The 23,089-nt window shown below is 36.5% G+C and carries 18 protein-coding genes; 14 read left to right on the top strand and 4 right to left on the bottom strand.

Annotation, left to right across the window (positions count from 1 at the left end):
- The first annotated feature begins 10 nt into the window (after positions 1-10).
- From KKI44_RS05395 to KKI44_RS05370, 6 genes are all read left to right on the top strand, one after another.
- Positions 11-1,432 carry a RagB/SusD family nutrient uptake outer membrane protein gene (locus KKI44_RS05395; protein ID WP_214590186.1) on the top strand — a complete coding sequence of 474 codons (1,422 nt, stop codon included), beginning with the start codon at positions 11-13 and terminating at the stop codon, positions 1,430-1,432.
- Positions 1,433-1,437: 5 nt separating this feature from the next.
- Positions 1,438-2,826, top strand: coding sequence for a glucoamylase family protein (locus KKI44_RS05390; RefSeq protein ID WP_214590185.1), 1,389 nt, complete (start codon positions 1,438-1,440; stop codon positions 2,824-2,826).
- A 13-nt stretch (positions 2,827-2,839) separates the two neighbouring features.
- Entirely contained in the window at positions 2,840-4,228 is a 1,389-nt protein-coding gene (locus tag KKI44_RS05385) for a glucoamylase family protein (protein WP_214590184.1), read from the top strand.
- A 163-nt stretch (positions 4,229-4,391) separates the two neighbouring features.
- Positions 4,392-5,099: a prolyl oligopeptidase family serine peptidase gene (locus KKI44_RS05380; RefSeq protein ID WP_214590183.1), complete on the top strand. Its 708-nt coding sequence runs from the start codon at positions 4,392-4,394 to the stop codon at positions 5,097-5,099.
- A gap of 171 nt (positions 5,100-5,270) precedes the next feature.
- A complete protein-coding gene (gene bglX / locus KKI44_RS05375; RefSeq protein ID WP_214590182.1) occupies positions 5,271-7,598 on the top strand; it encodes a beta-glucosidase BglX in 2,328 nt (775 codons plus the stop codon).
- 111 nt (positions 7,599-7,709) lie between these two features.
- Positions 7,710-8,120: a hypothetical protein gene (locus KKI44_RS05370; protein ID WP_214590181.1), complete on the top strand. Its 411-nt coding sequence runs from the start codon at positions 7,710-7,712 to the stop codon at positions 8,118-8,120.
- Positions 8,121-8,156: 36 nt separating this feature from the next.
- On the opposite strand, the gene KKI44_RS22840 is transcribed toward KKI44_RS05370, so the two are convergent.
- On the bottom strand, positions 8,157-8,306 hold the full coding sequence (locus tag KKI44_RS22840; protein ID WP_410492760.1) for a bacteriocin-like protein: 150 nt from the start codon (positions 8,304-8,306) through the stop codon (positions 8,157-8,159).
- A gap of 229 nt (positions 8,307-8,535) precedes the next feature.
- Between KKI44_RS22840 and purB the strand changes: the two genes are divergently transcribed.
- The 5 genes from purB (at position 8,536) to KKI44_RS05345 (ending at position 15,808) form a co-directional block, all read left to right on the top strand.
- Complete coding sequence (gene purB, locus KKI44_RS05365) at positions 8,536-9,963, top strand: adenylosuccinate lyase (protein WP_185204883.1); 1,428 nt, start codon at positions 8,536-8,538, stop codon at positions 9,961-9,963.
- A gap of 321 nt (positions 9,964-10,284) precedes the next feature.
- Positions 10,285-10,758 (top strand): IS200/IS605 family transposase, encoded by a 474-nt coding sequence (gene tnpA / locus KKI44_RS05360; RefSeq protein WP_214590180.1) that lies wholly within the window; start codon positions 10,285-10,287, stop codon positions 10,756-10,758.
- A 333-nt stretch (positions 10,759-11,091) separates the two neighbouring features.
- Positions 11,092-14,790 carry a phosphoribosylformylglycinamidine synthase gene (locus KKI44_RS05355; protein ID WP_214590179.1) on the top strand — a complete coding sequence of 1,233 codons (3,699 nt, stop codon included), beginning with the start codon at positions 11,092-11,094 and terminating at the stop codon, positions 14,788-14,790.
- Positions 14,768-15,160 carry a ribonuclease inhibitor gene (locus KKI44_RS05350; protein WP_214590178.1) on the top strand — a complete coding sequence of 131 codons (393 nt, stop codon included), beginning with the start codon at positions 14,768-14,770 and terminating at the stop codon, positions 15,158-15,160. The genes KKI44_RS05355 and KKI44_RS05350 overlap by 23 nt, the downstream gene beginning before the upstream one ends.
- Before the next feature lie 33 nt (positions 15,161-15,193).
- Entirely contained in the window at positions 15,194-15,808 is a 615-nt protein-coding gene (locus KKI44_RS05345) for an SGNH/GDSL hydrolase family protein (RefSeq protein ID WP_214590177.1), read from the top strand.
- A 7-nt stretch (positions 15,809-15,815) separates the two neighbouring features.
- Here KKI44_RS05345 and KKI44_RS05340 read toward each other — a convergent pair whose 3' ends face one another.
- Entirely contained in the window at positions 15,816-16,187 is a 372-nt protein-coding gene (locus KKI44_RS05340; protein WP_214590176.1) for a diacylglycerol kinase family protein, read from the bottom strand.
- A 196-nt stretch (positions 16,188-16,383) separates the two neighbouring features.
- Between KKI44_RS05340 and dnaN the strand changes: the two genes are divergently transcribed.
- The 3 genes from dnaN (at position 16,384) to KKI44_RS05325 (ending at position 21,407) form a co-directional block, all read left to right on the top strand.
- Positions 16,384-17,514, top strand: a complete 1,131-nt coding sequence (gene dnaN, locus KKI44_RS05335; protein ID WP_076394496.1) for a DNA polymerase III subunit beta — start codon at positions 16,384-16,386, stop codon at positions 17,512-17,514.
- A 596-nt stretch (positions 17,515-18,110) separates the two neighbouring features.
- Positions 18,111-20,513 (top strand): phenylalanine--tRNA ligase subunit beta, encoded by a 2,403-nt coding sequence (gene pheT, locus KKI44_RS05330; protein WP_214590175.1) that lies wholly within the window; start codon positions 18,111-18,113, stop codon positions 20,511-20,513.
- A 483-nt stretch (positions 20,514-20,996) separates the two neighbouring features.
- On the top strand, positions 20,997-21,407 hold the full coding sequence (locus KKI44_RS05325) for an META domain-containing protein (RefSeq protein ID WP_214590174.1): 411 nt from the start codon (positions 20,997-20,999) through the stop codon (positions 21,405-21,407).
- A gap of 47 nt (positions 21,408-21,454) precedes the next feature.
- Here the strand turns inward: KKI44_RS05325 and KKI44_RS05320 are convergent, their stop codons facing one another.
- Positions 21,455-21,694, bottom strand: a complete 240-nt coding sequence (locus KKI44_RS05320; RefSeq protein ID WP_002977986.1) for a hypothetical protein — start codon at positions 21,692-21,694, stop codon at positions 21,455-21,457.
- Between the two features lie 38 nt (positions 21,695-21,732).
- Complete coding sequence (locus tag KKI44_RS05315) at positions 21,733-23,049, bottom strand: hypothetical protein (RefSeq protein WP_214590173.1); 1,317 nt, start codon at positions 23,047-23,049, stop codon at positions 21,733-21,735.
- Positions 23,050-23,089 lie beyond the last annotated feature (40 nt).

Genomic DNA, 23,089 nt, shown 5'->3' with positions numbered 1-23,089 from the left:
AATTAAAAAAATGAAAAAAGTATCAATACTGTTATTAAGTCTATTTCTTGCATCATCTTGCGGAAATGATTATTTAGATATAAAACCGGAAACTAAAAACGAAGCTGATAATTTCTTTACTACCGAAGCTGATGCTGTCTCTGCGACGACTGCTATTTATAGCTTTCTAAGAAGCTGGGAAAACTCTGCATTTCCGTCTCAATATGTTTTTGGTGTTCCTGCGGATGACGTCCTGAAAGGTTCAAACCCGGGAGATGCATCCTTTATGCTTGCTTATGATCAATTTACTTACACTGCTTCCGATGGCGGAGTGGAAGGATACTGGACAGGTCAGTGGAATGCTGTAGCGAGATGTAATCAGGTAATCAGTAACATTCCAAAGATTACCATGAACGAAACATTAAAAAAGAGACTTCTTGCAGAGGCTAAAATGCTGAGAGCATATTTCTATTTTAATCTGGTAAGAATTTATGGAGGGGTTCCTATTTTTGATGGTATTCCTTCAGATTTAAATTATAACATCCCTAGAAAATCCAAAGAAGAGGTGTATAATTTTATCATTTCAGATTTAATTTCAGCTTCAGAGGTCCTGCCTCAGACTTATTCTGCTGCGGATCAGGGTAGAGTTACCAAAGGTGCAGCGCTAGGATTACTATCAAAAGTTTATTTGTATAAAAAAGATTACCAGAAGGCATACGATGCTTCTAACCAGGTAATTGCAATGGGATATTCACTAGATCCTGATTTCAACCACCTTTTCAGAATTGCAGGAGAATTCGGTCCGGAATCTGTATTTGAAGTAGACTGTGAATGTTCTTCATTAGGAGGAAGTCAATATGCAGAAGTTCAGGGAGTAAGAGGACAGTTTGGATGGGGCTTCTTCACACCGTCACCTTCTCTGGAAGCGGCGTTTGAAACCGGAGATATCAGAAAAGAGCTTACGATCTTAAGAGACGGAGAAACAACTCCGGAAGGAGATGTTATTGCGGTTGGAGATCCTTTATCAGTAAAAACATTTAATCAGAAGGCGTATGTTCCTAAAAGTTTAAATAATACTTCTTGCGGATATGGCTCCAGACAAAATATAAGAATTTTAAGATTTGCTGAAGTATTGCTAATTAATGCAGAAGCGGCAAATGAATTAGGAAATTCTGCAACCGCGATCACGAACTTAAATAAAGTGAGAACGAGAGCTATGTTACCGGTTACAACTGCAACCTCACAATCTGCATTACGTACCGCGATATGGAAAGAGAGAAGAGTAGAATTAGCGATGGAAGGAGACCGATTTGTGGATCTTGTAAGAACGGGACAGGCAGCCAGCGTCCTTGGAAGTTATGGATTTGTTGCCGGGAAAAACGAAGTATTCCCAATACCGCAAAACGCAATTAATCAAAGCAATGGGGTACTTGTTCAGAATCCTGGATACTAATCCTCATGAGAATTAAAAATTTTATAATACTAACAACTGCCATATATTTATGTGGCAGTTGTTCTTCTGAAGATATTGTAAATAACCAGCAAAATCCAACAGCTCCCACCAACAACTACACCGATGCACAACTCATCGAAATGGTACAAAAAGATGCTTTAAAGTATTTTTGGGATTATGCCGAATCGGGATCAAAATTAGCAAGAGAACGATATCACACAGATAATCCGTCTCAGGATGCAAATATTGTAACCACCGGTGGTTCAGGTTTTGGACTCATGACTATTTTAGTGGGTATTAAAAACGGATATATTTCCAGAGCTGAAGCGGTTTCCAGATTAACAACCTCTCTTAATTTCCTTCAGAATGCCAATCGTTTTCATGGAGCATGGCCGCATTGGATCAATGGAACTAACGGTCAGGTTATACCTTTCAGCCAGAAAGATAATGGAGGAGATTTGGTAGAAACTTCATTTCTTGCACAGGGACTTATCTGTGTGAGAGAATATTTTAAAAATTCTTCAGATGCTTCAGAACTGGCAATTTCTCAGAAAGCTGATGCGCTATGGAAAGGAATTGAATGGAACTGGTACACGCAAAATCCCGCAGCTCCCAATATGCTTACATGGCATTGGTCTCCCAATTATGATTGGCAGATGAATATGCCGTTAAGAGGCTTTGATGAGACGTTAATTACCTATGTCATGGCTGCTGCATCTCCAAACTATTCAATCGCTAAACCTGTTTATCAGCAGGGATGGGCAAGAAGCGGAAGTATAAAAAATACAGGATCACAGTTCGGATTACCTCTTGTAGTGAATCATAATGGTGCGAATGGTACAGTAGGTCCTATGTTTTGGTCACATTATTCATTTTTGGGATTAGATCCGAGAGGCTTGTCGGATGAATATGTAAATTATGGCGATGCTACAACCAATCATGCCAAAATAATGTATCAGTACTGCGTTGCTAATCCAAAAGGATGGCAGGGTTATAATTCAAAAAGTTGGGGACTTACAGCAAGTTATTCCAGAAATCCAAATACAGGAGGAGACGATTACGCTGCACATCAGCCAAATAACGATTTAGGAATAATTTCTCCTACAGCAGCATTATCGAGTATGCCTTACACACCAACGGAAAGTATGAATATGCTCAGATTTCTGTATAATGAAAATTATAATAAATATGTAGGTGTTGCAGGACCTTACGATGCTTATTCTGTTCATTACAATTGGGTTACGCCAAGATATCTCGCAATAGATCAGGGAACGATTGCACCAATGGTAGAAAATTATAAAAGCCAGTTTTTATGGCAGTTATTTATGAATGCGCCAGACGTGAAGCAGGGATTAATAAAATTAGGATTCCATTCTACACAGTATGGATTTTAAACAAAATTAAATTATGAAAAGGATAATACTTTCAGTCATCACTATATCATCACTCTCGGTTTCGTGTAAGAACTCACAGACTTCCATTCAGGAAGCATCAAAAGTTCAGGTTGTAAAAAGCAATGTCACAGACGAGCAGTTAATGGATAAAGTTCAGAAAGATGCTTTAAAGTATTTTTGGGACTATGCAGAACCCAATTCCATGTTGGGAAGAGAACGCTATCACGAAGATAATATCTATCCGGATAATGATAAGCACGTTGTGACGACAGGAGGATCAGGATTTGGATTGGCAACCATTTTAGTGGGTGTAGAAAGAGGATTTATTCCAAGAAAAGATGCGGTAAAAAGATTGAGTACCATGATGGATTTTCTTGCAAAAGCAGATCGTCATAAAGGAGCCTGGTCGCACTGGATCAATGGCGAAACTGGAAAAACAGTGCCGTTCGGGAAAAAAGACAATGGAGGAGATCTGGTGGAAACCGCTTTCTTAACTTCAGGAATTTTAATGGTTCGTGAATATTTTAAAAACGGAAATACTGAAGAAAAATCTTTAGCAAAAAAATGTGATGAACTTTGGAAAGGAATTCAATGGAACTGGTACACAAAAGGTGGACAGAAAGTCCTTTACTGGCATTGGTCGCCCGATTATCAGTGGGAAATGAACTTCCCGTTGGAAGGCTACAACGAATGTTTAATTACCTATATTTTAGCCGCTTCGTCACCTACTTATCCGATTGATGCTGAAACCTACTACAAAGGCTGGACAAGAAATAGAACCTACCTTTCAGATAAAGAAAAATATGGTCTTCCAATGTATGTAAAACACAATGGAGCAGCAGAATATGGAGGACCTCTATTTTGGGCGCATTATTCTTATATCGGTTTGGATCCGACGAACTTATCAGATAAATTAATTAAAAACTATTTTGATTTAAATAAAAATCAGGTTCTTATTGATTACAAATATTGCGTTGAAAATCCCAAAAACTGGAAAGGATATGGACCCAATTATTGGGGGTTAACCGCCAGTTATTCAAGAAATGAAGACGGAACTGCGGGATATGACGCGCACTTTCCACAAAATGACCGTGGTGTAATTACTCCTACTGCGGCATTGAGCAGCTTTCCGTATTCTCCGAAAGAATCAATGGATTTTTTAAGATTTATTTACACCCAAAAACCTGAATTTATTGGCTCTGCGGGACCTTATGATGCAACGTCTATTCATTACAACAATTGGACAACGCCTAGATATCTCGCGATTGATCAGGGAACGATTGCGCCGATGATAGAAAACTACAGAACCGGATTTTTGTGGAAATTATTCATGAATGCACCTGAAATTCAACAGGGATTAAAGAAATTAAGCTTCAAATCGGAAAAATATCATATTAAATAATTTTTTCAGAAGCTATTTCCCGCTTTCCGCACTCGCTATTTTAGAGTTTCGGCGGCGGCGAAGCCGCCGCCGAAACTCTAAAATGAGCTCAGACAAATGCTGCAATCGGGGCTATTAAAAAAGAATGGTTAAATTGTAACAACCAAAACATACAAATTCTAATATGAAATATAAATTAAAATACGCTTTGTTGCTGCCGTTTTTATTTTCTTTAAAAGCAAATGCGCAGGAAATAAAAGCAGAACTCAACAAAGAAGTAAAAAGACAGGAAAAAATTTCTTACATTCTGGATTTTCCTCAGAATGCAAAAGGAAACGTTCCGCTTATTGTTTTTCTTCACGGTTCTGGAGAAAGAGGCAATAATTTGGAAATCGTAAAAGTGCACAGTCCGTTTACCTATAAAAACTTAATAAAAGAACCGGTGGCAATTTTAGCACCTCAATGTCCGGAAAATACATGGTGGGATACAGAAACAGTTTATAATTTAATAAAAGAAATTCAGTCAAAATATAAAGTGGATCCTTCAAGAATCTACCTTACCGGACTTTCAATGGGAGGTTGGGGAACACTGAAACTAGCAATGGAACATCCCGAAATGTTTGCGGCGGTCATTCCGGTTTGCGCACCTACAGACAGATTAATGTACGCAAACATCCATCAGTACAAAAATCTGAATATGAAAATCTTTCATGGCGGAATGGATGATGTTGTTTTACCGGAAAATGCATTTAATTTTTATCAGGCATTGCATCCTGTCAATCCCTCTGCCGAATTAACAGTTTTCCCGAATGACAATCACAATTCCTGGGATTCAACCTATTCCAATCCTAAATTATACGAATGGATGCTGTCAAAAAGAAAAGAGAAATAATTTAGTATAAATCGTTAAACGAAAAGTGTTTGCTGAATGAATACTTCATACTTAGCTTATAAAATTACCTACGCGAACAGAAAATGGACAGGATAATTAAAAAAAACTTTTCAACTTTTCGTTTAGATAAAAAAATTAAAAATAGAACTATAATTAAAAGAAGATAGAGTTATGAAAAAGTTAATTGTAATCGCCACTTTAGCATTGGCTCCTGTATTTTCGGCACAGGAAATGGTAACGAAACCCGTTCAGTCTTATCAGACGGCTCAATATCAGGCTAAAAAGAAAGCTTTTGTGGATAATCTTTTGTCGAAAATGACTTTAGATGAAAAAATCGGACAGCTTAATTTACCAAGTTCAGGAGATTTTACAACCGGTTTGGCTAAAAGTTCAGACATCGGAAAAAAAATCGAACAGGGTTTAGTAGGAGGGCTTTTCAATATAAAAGGAGCAGATAAAATCAGAGCCGTTCAGAAAGTGGCAGTGGAAAACAGCCGTCTTAAAATTCCATTGATTTTCGGAATGGACGTCATCCACGGTTACGAAACCACTTTCCCGATTCCATTGGGATTAGCCGCTTCATGGGACATGAATTTAGTTCAGCAGTCGGCAAGAGTTGCCGCTAAAGAAGCAGCTTCCGACGGAATCAACTGGACATTCTCGCCAATGGTGGATATTTCCCGCGAACCAAGATGGGGAAGAGTTTCTGAAGGTTCCGGTGAAGACCCATACTTAGGAAGCGAAATTGCAAAAAATATGGTCTATGGTTATCAGGGAAAAGATCTTGCCAACGGAACCAATATTCTGGCTTGCGTTAAACATTTCGCGCTGTACGGCGCAGGTGAAGCAGGAAGAGACTACAACACAGTCGATATGAGCCACGTAAGAATGTTCAACGAATATTTTCCGCCCTACAAAGCAGCAGTAGATGCAGGAGTAGCTTCTGTAATGGCCTCTTTCAACGAAGTGGACGGAGTTCCTGCAACAGGAAACAGATGGCTGCAGACTGAAGTCTTAAGAAACAAGTGGAATTTCAAAGGTTTCGTAGTAACCGATTATACCGGAATCAACGAAATGGTAGATCACGGGATGGGAAATCTTCAGGAAGTTTCCGCATTGGCTTTAAAAGCAGGTATTGATATGGATATGGTAGGTGAAGGATTTTTAACGACGTTAAAAAAATCTTTGGCAGAAGGAAAAGTGACTCAGGCTGAGATCGATATGGCAGCAAAGAGAATTCTTGAAGCGAAATACGACTTAGGTTTATTTTCAGATCCATATAAATTCGGAGATGCAAAACTGGCTGCAAAAGAGGTGTACAATATGGAAAACCGAAACATTGCCAGAAATGCAGCAGCACAGTCTATGGTTTTGATGAAAAACGACAATCAGGTTTTGCCTTTGAAAAAATCAGGAACTGTTGCCGTAATCGGACCATTGGTAAATAACTCTCTGAACATGGCAGGAACATGGAGCGTTGCAGCAAAACATGAGAAAGCCGTTAATCTGATGCAGGGATTACAGGAAAACTTCGGTAAAGAAGTGAAATTCCTTTCTGCAAAAGGAGCAAATATTGATTATGATGCAAAACTGGAAGATATCTATGCAGCGCACGGTAAAAAAACCGACAGAGACAACCGTTCAAAAGAAGCTTTATTAAAAGAAGCGGTAGATGTTGCCAATAAATCCGATGTTATTGTTCTGGCAATCGGAGAATCTGCTGAAATGAGCGGAGAATCGTCTTCAAGAACAGAAATTACCATTCCTCAGTCTCAGGTAGATCTTTTAAATGAACTAAAAAAGACAGGAAAGCCAATTGCAGTAGTTCTTTTCACAGGTCGTCCTTTAGCCTTAACAAACATTAAAGATACTCCGGATGCAATTCTTAATGTCTGGTTTGCAGGTTCCGAAGCAGGAAATGCAATCTCGGATGTGCTGTTCGGAAAAGTAAATCCTTCAGGAAAACTACCGATGACTTTCCCAAGAAGTTTAGGGCAGGTTCCAATCTATTACAATGCTAAAAATACAGGACGCCCGTTAGATCAGAAGCTGGTTGATAAATGTGAATACCAGAGATTCCGTTCCAATTATATGGATGAGTGTAACACGCCGTTGTATCCTTTCGGTTATGGGTTAAGTTACACAAAATTCAATTATTCTGATGTTACAGTTTCCAATGCAAATCCAAAAGGAAATCAGACCATTCAGGCATCCGTTACTGTAACGAATACCGGAAATTATGATGGAGCAGAAGTAGTTCAGCTTTATATCAGAGATATGGTAGGAAGCATCACAAGACCCGTAAAAGAACTGAAAGGCTTCCAGAAAGTAATGTTGAAAAAAGGAGAATCTAAAAAAGTCACCTTCGATATTACTCCGGAAAACCTTAAATTCTACAATGGAGACCTGAAATACGACTGGGAACCGGGTGAATTTGATATCATGATCGGAACCAATTCATCCGATGTGAAACATTCCAAAATCAACTGGACAAAATAATTTTATAAGCCGCTCACAATGAGTGGCTTTTTTTGTATTTTTGAATACATAGCAACTCATAAGGTTCTTTGGCATAATTTTGAACAGATTGAAAACTTAAAATTTAAAAACATGAAAAAAACAATTTTATTTGGTATGATGTTCCTTGGTTCATTAGTCTTTTCACAGCAAACGCATTTAGTGGGCGGAGACAAAGATGTTCATGGCTGTAAAGCTTCCGCAGGATATACCTATTCTCAGCTGAGAAACGATTGCGTAAGAGTTTTCGAGCAGAAAATTAAATTGAACGAGGTAAACTCAGACAAAAGTTACAGCACATCAACGGCAGTTATTTTCAGTAAAAACATGAAAAAAGCCGAAATTTTTATTCCCGACGGAAGCGCGAACAGCATTATTCTCGACAGACAGGGAAAAAGCAAGGTCTGGAAAAGCGGAAAGCACATCAAAGACAGCTATGTTTTGATAGCTTATAAGAAGACAGGCTATCAGATTAAGAAAAATGATGTTGTCATTTATCAATAAAAAACAGGAGAACTATTCTCCTGTTTTTTTATTAGTTTAGATACAAAGACTAGCATTATATGGTCTGCAAGGTCCGTTCTCTTTATATTGGCAACTACCTGCAGGACAACTTTCTCCTGGAGGAGGTACCCATCCTCCTGCAATGTTTTTTAAGGCTGACTTTGATAATTTTTTTAAATTTTTCATAATTAATTTGATTTAATATTTCTTTTGTAGAAGCTAAAATAAAAAATAAATCTGATAATAATTCATTTAATGTTGAAAAATATTTTCTACGGCTTTTTTATGAAAGTTTTCCTTCATTATTGCTGTCTGGTTTCATTTAAACACAGATAAGCATTTCTAAGAAAAAACCATTTTTATCTCTCACTGAAAAACCGTATTTTTGCATATCTAAAAAAAGTAAAAGAAAAGAATGAATTCCTACAAAAATCCATTGGAAGAACGCTATTCAAGCGAAGAGATGTTATTTAACTTTTCTCACAATAATAAATTCCAGAACTGGAGAAAGCTTTGGATTGCCCTTGCTGAAATCGAAAAAGATCTTGGTCTTGACATTACAGACGAGCAAATCGCCGAATTGAAAGCTAATGCAGAAAACATCGATTACGAAAAGGCTGCTGAATACGAGAAAAAGTTCAGACACGATGTAATGGCTCACGTTCATACATATGGTGATGTAGCACCTTCAGCAAAAGGGATAATTCATTTGGGAGCAACTTCAGCATTTGTAGGAGATAACACCGATTTAATCCAGATTCGCGACGGACTTTTAATCTTAAAGAAAAAATTGGTTAACGTTATTAAAAACTTAGCGGATTTTGCAATTCAATATAAAGATTTACCAACCTTAGGATTTACGCATTTCCAACCGGCTCAGTTAACGACGGTTGGAAAAAGAGCAACCCTTTGGCTTCAGAGTTTAGTCCTTGACATTGAAGAACTTGATTTCTTCTTGGAAACATTACGTTTCAGAGGAGTAAAAGGAACAACAGGAACAGCAGCAAGCTTCTTAGAGCTTTTCAACGGAGATTATTCTAAAGTGAAGCATTTAGATAAAGAATTGTCAAAAAGATTCGGTTTTGAGAAAGTTTTTGGCGTTTCCGGACAGACTTACGACAGAAAAATAGACGCGAAAGTAGTCGCTTTATTAGGAAATATTGCTCAATCTGCACACAAATTCACCAACGATTTACGTTTACTTCAAAATCTTAAAGAAATTGAAGAACCATTCGAGAAAAACCAAATCGGTTCATCTGCAATGGCTTACAAACGTAATCCAATGAGAAGCGAAAGAATCGGAGCTTTGGCAAAATACGTTATGTCTTTAACAACGAGCTCTGCAATGGTGGCTTCAACACAATGGTTTGAAAGAACTTTAGATGATTCTGCAAATAAGAGATTAACCATTCCTCAGGCTTTTTTAGCTGTTGATGCAATCTTATTGATCTGGAACAACATCATGAACGGAATTGTTGTTTATCCGAACAGAATCAACAAACATATTATGGAAGAACTTCCTTTCATGGCGACAGAATACATCATCATGGAAGAAGTGAAAGCTGGTGGTGACCGTCAGGAAATCCATGAAGTGATCAGAGTTCATTCTATGGAAGCTTCCAAGCAGGTAAAAGTAGAAGGTAAAGAAAACGACCTTATCGAAAGAATCCTGAACGACGATTCGTTAAAATTAGATAAATCAAAATTAAAAGAAGTTCTCGATCCTAAAAACTTCATCGGTTTTGCACCCATTCAGACGGAAGAATTCATTGCCAATGAAGTTCAGCCGATTATTGATGCAAATAAAGATTTGATTGGGTTAGAAGCTGATCTTAAAGTATAATATGGTATGCAGTCCTTTTGGGCTGCATATTTTTTAAGATTTGGTTTGATAAGATAGCAGTCCTACGGACTGCAACGTTATTACAATAAATTTTCTACACAGATAAGATTCCTAACGGAATCAACTTTAAGAATTTTAATATTAATAAACATTCCAGAGGAATGTCATCTGTGTAGACAATAAATAAAGAGGCGTTTGCAGTCCGTAGGACTGCTATCTGTGTAGCAAAAAGATTGGTATATGAATTTGTTTTCAATCTGTATTCATTGGGAATTTGACAAAGATAATTTACCTTTGAAGAAGTGATGAAAATAAAATTTTATGCCCAACACCTATACACAAATTTACATTCAGGTTGTTTTTGCTACAAAAGGACGTGATATTAAAATTAAATCGGAAGTACGAGAAGAAATTGAAAAATATATTTGTGGAATATTTAGCAATAAAAATCAAAAAGTATTAGCTATTTATGCAAATCAAGACCACATTCATATCTTCTTCAGTTATAAGAATTTGCAGGTTACAATTCCGGAACTGATTAAAACGGTTAAAATTGAATCCTCAAATTTTATTAATGACAGAAAATTGTGTTTAGGAAAGTTTTTCTGGCAGGAAGGTTACGGTGCATTTTCCTATGCGAAAAGCCAAAAGGATAAAGTTGTAAATTATATTCTGAATCAGGAAAAGCATCATGCGAAGAAGAGTTTCAGAGAAGAATATATAGAGATGCTGAACGCATTTGAAATTGAATTTAAGAATGAATATTTATTTGAATTTTACGATGAACTAGGTTAATTTTTTATTGTAAAATAATTTTTTAATAAAGAAAGATAGCAGTCCTACGAACTGCGCTATCTCAGACAATATAATTTCTACACAGATACGATTCCTACGGAATCAGCTTTAAGAATTTTTAATATTAATAAATATTTCGGAAGAATGTTATACGTGTAGATAAATGAGTAAGATGTGCTCGCAGTCCGTATGACTGTTATCTGTGTAGCAAAAAGCAAATAAATATGAAATCAGCAGTCCGTAGGACTGCTATCTGATCAATGTATTGCTGATTTAAAATCATCCCATTGATTATTAAAAAAATAAATAAATCTAAATAAAATCTGACATCTAATGTCTCAAAACAAAAGAATTTTCGTAGAAAAAAGAGGAATTTTCGATGTGGAAAGTCCAAAAATTTTTGATGAAGTAAAAGCGGTTATTCCGTCCATCCAAAAAGTAAAAGTATACAACGTGTACGATATTTTCGGATTAAATGACGGCGAATTCGAAAAGGTAGTCAACAGCACTTTCGTAGATCCGGTTACTGATATTTTAATCGAAGAAAATCCTGCACAGGGAATTTATTTCGCATTGGAATTTTTACCGGGACAGTACGATCAGCGTGCAGATTCTGCGCAACAGTGTATTGCTTTATTAACGGGAAATGAGAAATCTAAAGTAAGAAGCGGCAAACTCATTGAATTCGAAGGTATTTCCGAATCTGATTTAGTAAAAATCAAAGACCTTCTAATCAATAAAGTAGAATCTCAGGAAAAAGATTTATCGACTTTAAACATTCCTGCGGAAGAAGCTCCTTCAAAAGTAATTATTCATGAAGATTTTATCAATTTTGATGATGCTCAGCTTGAGGAATTTTTTAATAATCACGGTTTTGCTTTAGGGTTGGATGATTTGAAATTCATTCAGGAATATTTTAAATCGGAACAGAGAAATCCTACGGAAACGGAACTTAAAGTTTTAGACACCTATTGGAGCGACCACTGTCGTCACACAACGTTCGAAACAGAATTGTCCAATATCGAATTTGAAGGACAGTTTAAACATACATTGGAAACCATTTTCAATGATTATATCGAAAAAAGAAAATTCTTAGGACGCGAATTGAAGCCTATCTCCTTGATGGATCTGGCTACGGTTTGCGGAAGATATTTCCATAAAACAGGCAATTTGGAGAATCTTGTGGTTTCTGACGAGATCAATGCCTGTACAATCCAGATTGAAGCGGAATACGATGGTAAAAAAGAACCGTGGTATTTATTATTCAAGAACGAAACCCACAATCACCCGACAGAAATTGAACCTTTTGGTGGTGCTTCAACTTGTTTAGGGGGAGCCATCAGAGACCCTTTGTCTGGGCGTTCTTTTGTTTTCCAAGCGATGAGATTAACGGGTGCTGCAGATGTTTTGGAACCGGTTGATAAAACATTACCGGGAAAATTGCCTCAAAAAACAATCACGAAACAGGCGGCAAACGGATATTCCTCTTACGGGAACCAAATCGGTTTAGCAACTACAATGGTTTCTGAAATCTACGATGAAGGCTACAAAGCGAAAAGAATGGAAGTTGGTTTCGTTGCGGGAGCCGTTCCTGTGGATTGGGTAAGACGTGAAAAACCGGCAAATGGTGATTCTATCATTATTTTAGGAGGATCAACAGGTCGTGACGGTGTTGGAGGAGCAAGCGGAAGTTCAAAAGAACAGGACGAAACTTCTATCCATACGATGAGTTCTGAAGTTCAGAAAGGAAATGCCGTTGAAGAGCGCAAAATTCAGAGATTATTCAGAAATCCTGAAGTAACGAGACTGATTAAAAAATCAAATGACTTCGGAGCGGGAGGAGTTTCCGTGGCAATTGGCGAAATTGCTGATTCTTTGGAGGTTAATCTGGATGTTTTACCTTTAAAATATGAAGGTTTGAACGGAACTGAACTTGCTATCTCTGAATCTCAGGAAAGAATGGCGGTTGTGGTTGAACCAAAAGATAAAGAAAAGTTCATCAAATTCTGTGAGGCTGAAAACATTGTGGCTGTTGAGGTTGCAAAAGTAACAGATTCAGGAAGAATGCAGATGTTCTGGAAAGGCGATAAAATTGTTGACCTTTCAAGAGCGTTTTTAGATACAAACGGCTGTTCAAAAAGTCAGGAAGTTAAAATTACGCATCTTAATGAACTGAAAGAAGAAACTCCAGTATTTAATGAAGAGAATTTCCTGAAGATTTTAAGCGATAAAAATGTTGCTTCTCAAAAAGGATTGCTGGAAATGTTCGATTCCTCGATTGGCGCGACTACGGTTGCGATGCCTTTGGGTGGAAAATATCAGCAGACTTTAATGGAAGGAAGTGTTCAGACATTGCCGATCATCGGAGCAAAAGATATTGAAACAGTTTCTCTGGCGAGTTGGGGATTCGATGCTGAAATTTCAAAGCAAAACTCACTTTTAGGAGCTTCTTACGCTGTTGTAGAAAGTGTTGCGAAGATTGTTGCAATGGGTGGCGATTATAAAAATATCAGATTCAGTTTTCAGGAATATTTTGAGAAATTAGGTCAGAATCCTGAAAAGTGGGGAAAACCATTGGCTTCTTTATTGGGAGCTTATGATGCTCAGATCAATTTCGGTTTAGCAGCTATCGGAGGGAAAGATTCAATGAGCGGAACGTATCAGGATCTGAATGTGCCGCCAACATTAATCTCTTTCGCTTGTGCAAACGGAGAAAAGAAAAATATTATTTCACCTGAATTTAAAAATGAAGGAAATAAAGTATATTTCTTCAATCATATCGCTCAGGAAAACGGACTTCCGAATTACAATGCTTTAAAAGATATTTATGAATTCATATTCGAAAATATCAAAGCAGAAAAAATCGTTTCGGTAAAAACAGTTAAAGAAGGTGGAGTTGCGGTTGCTTTGGCAAAAATGAGCTTTGGAAACAGATTGGGCGCAGACATTACAGTAGATGATGCTTCGGCATTGCTCAGCAAGCGAATTGGTAGCTTAATTATAGAATCTAAAGAAGAATTAAGTTCTGTAAATCTTCAATTGATAGGTCAAGTTGTTGCAGACGAAGTTTTAACCATCAACAATCTTCAAACTTCCATCCTCCAGCTTCTCGCTTCCAACAGCAACACCTTCGAAAACCTTTTCCCAACAGTTGAAAAAGAAAAAATAACGGTTGAAATCGATGAAAAATTAAATTCAGTCAACCCAAGAAATATCATCATTAAGAAACACGGAATCGCTCAGCCAAAAGTATTTGCGCCTGTTTTCCCGGGAACAAACTGCGAATACGATACACTGAACGCTTTCGCAAAAGAGGGCGCTGTAATCAGCAGTTTACCTTTAATCAACATCAATCACCAATTGTTGGATGAAAGCATTGATGCTTGGGTTGAAGAAATCAAAACTTCTCAGATTCTGGCTTTCTCAGGAGGGTTCTCAGCGGGTGACGAACCGGATGGTTCTGCAAAATTCATTGTCAATGTGTTGAAAAATGAGAAGATGAGAAATGCCGTTCACGAACTGCTCGACAGAGACGGAATGATTATCGGGATCTGTAACGGTTTTCAGGCGTTGGTTAAATCCGGATTATTGCCTTACGGAAGAATCAAAGATTTGGATGAAAATTCTCCAACGTTGGCTCACAACGCGATAAGAAGACATATTTCCCAAATGGTCAATGTAAAAGTTGTAAATGACGAATCGCCTTGGTTAAAAGGAATGAAAGATCAGGTATTTACCATTCCGATTTCTCACGGTGAAGGTCGTTTCATGGCTTCGGAAGCGGAAATTCAGAAGCTATATGAAAACGGACAGATTGCCACGCAATATTTGGATCTAGACGGAAATATTGCCCACGGAATGCCTTTCAATCCAAATAATTCATTATTCGGAATTGAGGGAATCACCAGTCCTTGCGGAAAAATTTTCGGAAGAATGGGACATCCGGAACGTTTTGCTGAGGGATTATTCAAAAATATTCCAACCGCAAATTATCACAACATCTTTAAAAATGGAGTGGAGTACTTCAAATAACAATAAAAACAAAATGACTGTCATCAATGGCAGTCATTTTTCAAATCTGGAAGCGTTCTACGAGGAAGCTTCATTACTTTTTTTGAAAGATGAAAATTGGAAAGTCGGAACTTTAGATGGTTTTGATGATATTTTGTATGGATTTCAGGGTGAATTGATTTGGAAAGATTCTCGAAAATCAAAAGAAGATTTAGGTTTTGATCTCACCAAAGAATTTTACGAAAATAAAATCCGACAGGGAAGACCTTTCAACGTTACATTGATTCAGCAAAAACTGGATGATTTAATTAATGGAAACGGACAAACGCTATTTGAAATTTTAATAGAAATTATAGAATCGCATAAAAATATTACCCTAATTTTGGATTGATTTTTAATTGAACAATTAACATTTGCCTAAACTATGTACGGATTATTTTTTGGCGACAGCATCACTTATGGAGAATACGATGGCGTTTTTGGCGGCTGGGTCGATATTCTAAAAAGATATGTTCTGCAAAAATACAATGAAGGAAGCAAAGAACTGATTATTTTCAACCTTGGAATCGGCGGCGAAACAACCGAAGGTTTGGTAAAAAGAATTTCTTCCGAAATAGCAGCAAGAAATTCAGATGAAGGAAATATTATTTTTCTGGGATACGGCGCAAACGATCTGGCTGTAAAAGAAGATAATTACCTTGTAAATCCGGAAAAGTTCAGGGAAAATATATTAAAGGCGGTTCAGGAAGCAGAAAAATATTCACAAACAATTTACTTAATAAGCATTCTCCCGATTGCTGAAAAATTAGACGGAATTATCACTGCCTCCGGAAAATTAAGAACAAATGATGAGGTTTTGGTATACAATCAGATTCTAAAACAAATTGCCAAAGAAAATTCTCTGAATTATATAGATTTTCATTCTGCTTTTCTGCAGGATAAAGAAATCCTGCTTTCAGAAGACGGCATTCACCCCAATGAAAAAGGTTATGGAATCATGGCTGAAATTGCCATTCCGATTATAGAAAAATATTTATAAACAACCTTCAGAACTGCTGAAGAAATCCTGAAACATATTTCCAGTAAACCATAACTCCGACGATAACTGATAAAATAGCCATCAAAACTACGGCTCCGGCGGAAATATCTTTGATAAATCCAATTCTTTTATCAAATTCAGGCTGAACAAAATCGCAGATTTTCTCAATGGCAGTATTCAGAATTTCAGTCGTTAAAACGCCGAAGGAAACCATTAAAATTAAAATAGTATCTGTAGAAGAAAGATTCAGGTAAAAAATCAGAAACAAATTAACAAGGAAAGCGGCAAATTCAAGCTGAAAATTTCTTTCATGCTTCATCATGAGAAAAACACCCCGGAAAGCATTTCGTAAACTCTTATGTATAGGAGGTTTTCGCATATTAAAACTTTATTTGCAAATATAGTCAATTGCTAAAAGAAAATCCTTATCTTTAGTGCTTTAGGATGTTTTCGGGCATCAAAAAGCAGAGCAGGGAAGTTGTAAAATTATTTTGATGGATGTTAATAACTCTCAGAATTATTCTTTTCATTCTGTTTTCTATTTATTATATTTGTAAAAATTTATTTTTAAATCTATGAAATTTATTATTTCAAGTGGTGAACTACAGAAGGCTTTGCAAACTGTAAGTGGCGTAATATCAAGCTCTCAGTCGAGACCGATTTTAGAAAACTATCTTTTTGAATTAGACGGAACTCAGGTTACCATTACCGCATCTGACGGCGAAACGACTCTTGTAACTTCTCTTGAGGCAAAGTCTGATGATACGGGTAAATTTGCCGTTCCTGCAAAGATTTTTCAGGACTTCATCAAGACTTACGGAGAACAGCCTCTTACGTTGGTTGTGAAGGACAATGCGGAAGGAACAGGAAGTCAGCTTGAGATTTTAGATGAAAAAGATAACTTCGCCGTAGCATTGGATAACGCAGACGATTATCCGGAATTGCCGGAATTTGATGCCGCACAAAGTGTTACCATGCCTGCAGGAGTTTTATCTGAAGCCCTTACCAATACGCTTTTCGCAACAAGTAACGACTCTCTTCGTCCGGTAATGACGGGAGTACTGTTCCAGTTTGGAGAAAATGAAACCAACTTCGTTTCTACAGATTCTCACAGATTGGTAGTATATAAAAGAAAAGATCTGATGAATGCCGAACCTATGGAATTCATCATGCCTAAAAAGCCATTAAACATTTTCAAAAATATTTTAGCGAGCTCCAATGAAGACGTAACGATCGAATTCAACGAGAACATGGCAAAATTCACTTTTGGAAAACACGTTTGGATCTGTAGATTAATCGACGGAAAATATCCGAATTATACAGCGGTAATTCCTAAAGAAAACCCTAATGTATTAACCATCAACAGAAATCTTTTATTAGGAGCGATTAAAAGAGCTTCCATCATGTCTAATAAATCGACAAATCAGGTAAGATTTAAGCTTTCTGCAAACATTCTTCACCTTCACGCAGAAGATACGGAGTATGCAAACAAAGCAGATATGCAGATTCCTTGCGATTATAACGGAGAAGACATCAACATCGGCTTCAGCTCTAAATTCTTAACGGAAATGTTAACGATTCTTGGTTCAGACGATATCACCATGAAAATGTCTCAGCCAAACAGACCGGGAATTATCGAACCTCTTGATGGTCTTGAAGAAAACGAAAGTATTTTAATGTTATCAATGCCGGTCATCGGATTGTAATTTTGACGTAAATAAAATAGGATAAGAGGTTTTGATTTTTTCAGAACCTCTTATTTTTTAGGAGCTATTTCCCGCTTTCCGCACTCGCTATTTACTTAGGAATCGGCTGCGGCAGCGAAGCTGCCGCAGCCGATTCCTAAGTAAATGAGCTCAAACAAAGCTGCAATCGGGGCTAAAATTGCAGTCCGCCGTTTTGTAAAGAACAAAGAGAAGAAGTAAGAATATATCTGCAAAGTTGGTCATTCCATAGGAATCTAGGCTTAGTTTCAGAAATAGTAATGACAGATTTAAATTCTGCTGTTACTTGCTGAGTAGAACACCTTAGCGAACAAAAATATTCGAAATTTAACAATACTTTTCTTAGCGATCTTTTGCGTTAAAAATAAGGTTTTCAGATTGCTGCGGTGTTTCGCTTTTCGCAATGAAAATGCCTTGCTAATCCGGCAGGAAAAAGAAAGCTGCTAAATAACTCTTAAAGTTTCTCTCACATTTCTCTGTTTCTTAAAAAAACACGATATTTGTAACGCGAAAAATTCAAGTAAAATTTTCAAAATAAACAGGGTTTCTTTTAACCTTGAAAAATAATAAATTATCAGATGAAAATATCAAACAACTGGCTTAAAGATTATATCAAAACGGACCTGAAAACTGAAAGAATCGGTGAGTTCCTTACAGATATAGGTCTTGAAGTTGAAGGGATAGAAAAATTTGAAAGCATAAAAGGAAGCCTGGAAGGAATTGTTGTGGGTAAAGTTTTAACCTGCGAGAAACATCCGAATGCAGACAAATTAAAAAAGACAACCGTAGAAGTAGGAAACGGAAAGATTTTAAACATCGTTTGCGGAGCTCCTAATGTGGAAGCCGGACAAACCGTTCCCGTAGCAGTTGTCGGAACAAAAATCTATGATAAAACCGGAAACTTTTTCGAGATCAAAGAAGCAAAAATCCGGGGAGAAGTTTCTCAGGGTATGATCTGTGCAGAAGACGAATTGGGTCTTAGCGACGATCATGGCGGAATTATGGTTTTGGATGAAGAAAAGTTTGAAGTCGGAAAAAATTTCGCAGATTATTTTGAAATAACAAACGATGAAGTTCTGGAAATCGGTTTAACGCCGAACAGAACGGATGCAATGTCTCATTACGGTGTTGCAAGAGATCTTCACGCTTATCTTTCCACAAACAAGCAGAAATCGGAGTTCGAAAAAGTATCTTCTGTTGCACTGAACAACGAAGGTTCTCACGATTTTACATTAGAAGTGGAAGATGCAGAATTATGCCCGAGATACATCGGAGCGGTGATTGAAAATGTAAAAGTGGCAGACTCTCCGGCTTGGCTGAAAGACAGACTGAAAGCCATCGGATTAAGCCCGATCAACAATGTTGTAGATATTACAAATTATATCCTTCACGGTTACGGACAGCCGCTTCATGCTTTTGATGCAGATAAAATTACAGATAAAAAAGTAAAAGTAGGGACAGTAAAAGAAGGAACAAAATTCACGACTTTAGACGGCGTTGAAAGAACTTTGAACGGTTCTGAAATCATCATCAAAGACGGAAAAGATACACCGATATGTATTGCCGGAGTTTTCGGAGGAGCTAATTCAGGGGTTTCTGCTGAAACAACTACCATCTTTTTGGAAAGTGCTTATTTCAATCCGGTTGCGGTGAGAAAAGGAGCAAAATTCCATGGATTGAATACCGATGCTTCTTTCAGATTCGAGAGAGGAGTAGATCCTAATATTACAAGAACAGCAATTACGCACGCTATAAAATTAGTTCAGGAACTTACTGAAGGAAAACTTGTGGGAGAATTGCTGGAACAATATCCTAAGAAAATTGAAGATCAGTACGTCATCATTAGATTTTCAAAAATCGAGCAGATTTTAGGAACCAAAATTCACAGGGAAAAAGTAAAAGAAATTTTAAAAGCCCTTGAAATTCAGGTTTTAAATGAAATTCAGAATGGTTATGAAATTTCTGTACCTGCTTACAGAGCAGATGTTACCAGAGAAATTGACGTTATCGAGGAGATTTTAAGAATTTACGGATACAATAAGATCGATGCTCCTCAGAAAATTTCGTTTACGCCGGTAAAATTGGCTGCACAGGATCAGGATGAGCTTGAAAATAACTGGGCAAGAACATTACAGGGACTAGGTTTCAATGAAGTAATGAACAACTCATTGACTTCGCTGAAAGATGAAACGGATGCCGTAAAATTACTGAATCCTTTAAGCAGCGATCTGGCATTTATGAGAAAGTCTTTACTGGAAGGGCTTTTGCAGAATGCAATTTACAATATCAACAGAAAAAATCAGGATATTAAATTCTTCGAATTCGGAAAGATCTATCATAAGAGGGATCAATACGAGGAAAGAAAGCAATTGGCTATCCTTGTTTCCGGAAGAGATGTTGCAGAAAACTGGTTGCAGCCGAAATCTGCGACAAGCTTCTATAATCTGAAAGCTTATGTAAAAGTTTTGCTGGAAAGATTAGCAGTTGATTATAAAGAAGTGGCTTTGTCTGATGAAAGATTTTCTGATGCTTTGGCGTATGAAGTGGATGGAAAAGCTTTGGTAAGAATCGGGAAAGTGGCTACTCAGATGTTGAAAGATTTCGATATTGAGCAGGAATGTTTCTACGCCGAAATTGAACTTGAATTTGCTCAGAAATTACGTTCTGAAAATCAATTGAAATTCAAAGATATTCCTAAATTCAATAAAATCAGAAGAGACCTTGCTTTACTGATCGATAAGAACGTGAATTACGAAGATCTTTATCAGACAGCAAAGAAAAATAAATCTCCGTACCTGAAAAATATTAATTTATTTGACGTTTACGAGGGGAAAAATCTTCCGGAAGGCAAGAAGTCTTATGCAATGAGTTTCGAACTTTTAAACGAGGAAAAAACTCTTGAAGAGAAAGAAATTACTGCGGTAATGGATTCCTTAATTAAATCTTTCCAGAAAGAATTCAGTGCAGAATTAAGAGGGTAAAAAAATTATCTTTCGAATACAATATAAACGGACATTTGTCCGTTTTTTTTATGGGCAAAAACCGAAATTGCCAATAGTTTAAAGATTTAATATTTTATTAAATTAACCTCAGTGTGGGATAAGAAATAAATTTAAATAATTGATTTATAGCGTTGTATTATTTTATCGCAAAGAAAAACAAAAGATTTTTTTTACTTATTGAAAGTTTACAAGCTAAACAAAGGCACTTCGTTTATTTGAAAAAGACAAAATGGTATTACTTTGATAAGTTTTACGCCTTTGTATATCTTAAAAGCTGAATTCCTGATAATTGAATCTCTTTGTTTAACCTTGCGTTTAATACTTATTCCGAACTCAGGTTAAATCAGGATAAATCATATTCAATTACAATTTTATCTGAAGTGTTAAAGAATAATAAAATCTTCCGAAACCCGTTTAAATAATAATAATTCCGTAAATTTGGTTTAAATCAAAAAGTAAACAATGAAGAATCTTTTTTTAAGTATATGTACTGCTGCAGTTTTGGTTTCGTGTGGAACAATGTCTAGCTCTTCTGCTTCCAAAGTAGGAAAAGCGCAGCCTTCTCTTGCAGGTACAAAATGGGCTTTGGCTGATAATGTGAAAGGAAAAATTCCTACTCTGAATATTGAAGGAGAAAAGATCAGTGGTAATGCAGGATGTAATAATTACTTCGGGACAGCGAAAGTGGATCCGGCAATGGGTAATTTTTCTGCGGGAGCTTTAGGTTCTACAAGAATGGCTTGCGATAATATGAGCGTGGAGAAAAACTTTATGGATATGGTAGGAAAAGCCAATAAATATGTAGTAACCGGAAATGTTCTGGAATTGTATCAGGACAATCTTTTACTTTTAAAATTCAATAAAGCTGAATAAAATAAAAAGGAACTCAATCGAGTTCCTTTTTTATGTTTAAATTGTTATTAATCTTCCTCTTCTTCGTCGTACTTAGCCAACTCTTCATCACACCATTTAAACGCAGCTTCCACTACTTTTGTAGCCTCATCCGCCATTGTTTCTTCGTCGTCACCTTCCAGATCATCCAGCCACTCAACTTCTTCTTCCTCAACGTTTAAGATAAATCTTGGATATTCTGTGTGTACCACGAATAAATCTTCTGGAAATTCCGAATTATCTGCTAATAAAAACTTTGGTAATTTCATTTTTTTAATGTTTTAACTTTAAATCAAAGATAATAAAATTATTGGTATTTGTTCTTGTCAATCTTTATTTTTTGCAAAACTTTATACCTTGTTAACGTTGTTTTCTGAAGCGTATCTTTCGGTTTAAAAGTTAGCGTAATATTAGGATTGATGGTACTCATCAGTTCGGCAACCTGTATTTTATCAAGATCTTCCGTGGTTTCAAGATAGAATTTTAAAGGTATTTCATCAAGTTTTTCAGATTGCAGAAACTGCTTCATTTCCTTTCTGTTTTCAAGATAATTGCCTTTGGAAAGCCATGTAAATAACATTCCCGAAAGCAGACTTAAAAAGCCTAAAGCGTATGTTTTAACTTCAAAAACCATGAATAATTTCCTGAAATAAACCAGCCAGACCGGAAGACTGAAAGGAGCCATTAATCTGTAATCAATCGCATTCACAGAATAAAAATACTGAATAAAATAAGAACAGATAATCCCGAAAACACTCACAAAAATATAAAAGAACTCTGTTTCTGAAAGTTTGTATTTAATAAAAAGGAAAACAATCAGCAGGATATTTACAAAGCCGATTCCGTAGATCGCATAATTGATCATTCCGCCTCCCGGATCTGCAATGTGAATAAAAGGGTTGAAAGTGGTACACAATCCCTGAAACAATTCAACAAGAAGTTTAGAGGTAGGATATAGACCGATTTCCAGAAATTGACTGACATAGTTTTCGTTAAAGTAATCAATGAAAACAAATTTGTACAAAACCACAAAAATTCCTCCGATAAGTCCTGAAATAATAAATATTCCCGAATATTTTCTTTTCCAGAAAATTAATCCAAAAAGTCCGGTTCCGCCCATGATGAAAAGAGCGCTGTATCTTATGTTATACAAAGCAATCAGGCTTAGTGAAAGATAAAAAACGGCTTTTCTCTTTTCTAATTTTCCTTCAATAATTAATGTGGAAACATATAAAAATAAAATAACGAACGGCAAAATCAACGGTTCGCTCATGGTGTAGGAGAAAATGGAGAGGAAGCTGAATAAAGCACATAAAACAATGGATTCTCTAAAGAAAAATTTCTTCTTCCATGTGAAAAAAAGAATGAAGAAAAATGCAGAAATTCCTACAATTTTACTTCCCCAGAATTCATCAAACCCGAAAAATGTAAAAAATTTTATCGCTAAAGGATATCCTAAAGGCGTCGTGGTATTATCGATCGTCGGAAAAACGTGCGCAAATCTCATATAACGGATGGAATCCGGATTTACACGTCCTTTTTCATTAAGCAGAAAACGCAAAATGGTCATCACTAAAGTAATGATGACCATTGATATCTGAATATTTTTTTCTTTAAATTTCATGGATCGTGAAATTAGTAAATTTTGCAAAGCCAGTCAATCT

This window comes from Chryseobacterium sp. ZHDP1 (genome assembly GCF_018603435.1).
GTDB lineage: Bacteria > Bacteroidota > Bacteroidia > Flavobacteriales > Weeksellaceae > Chryseobacterium > Chryseobacterium indicum.
The sequence above is the reverse complement of the archived record's forward strand: the minus strand, read 5'-3'. Positions and strand labels throughout refer to the sequence as shown.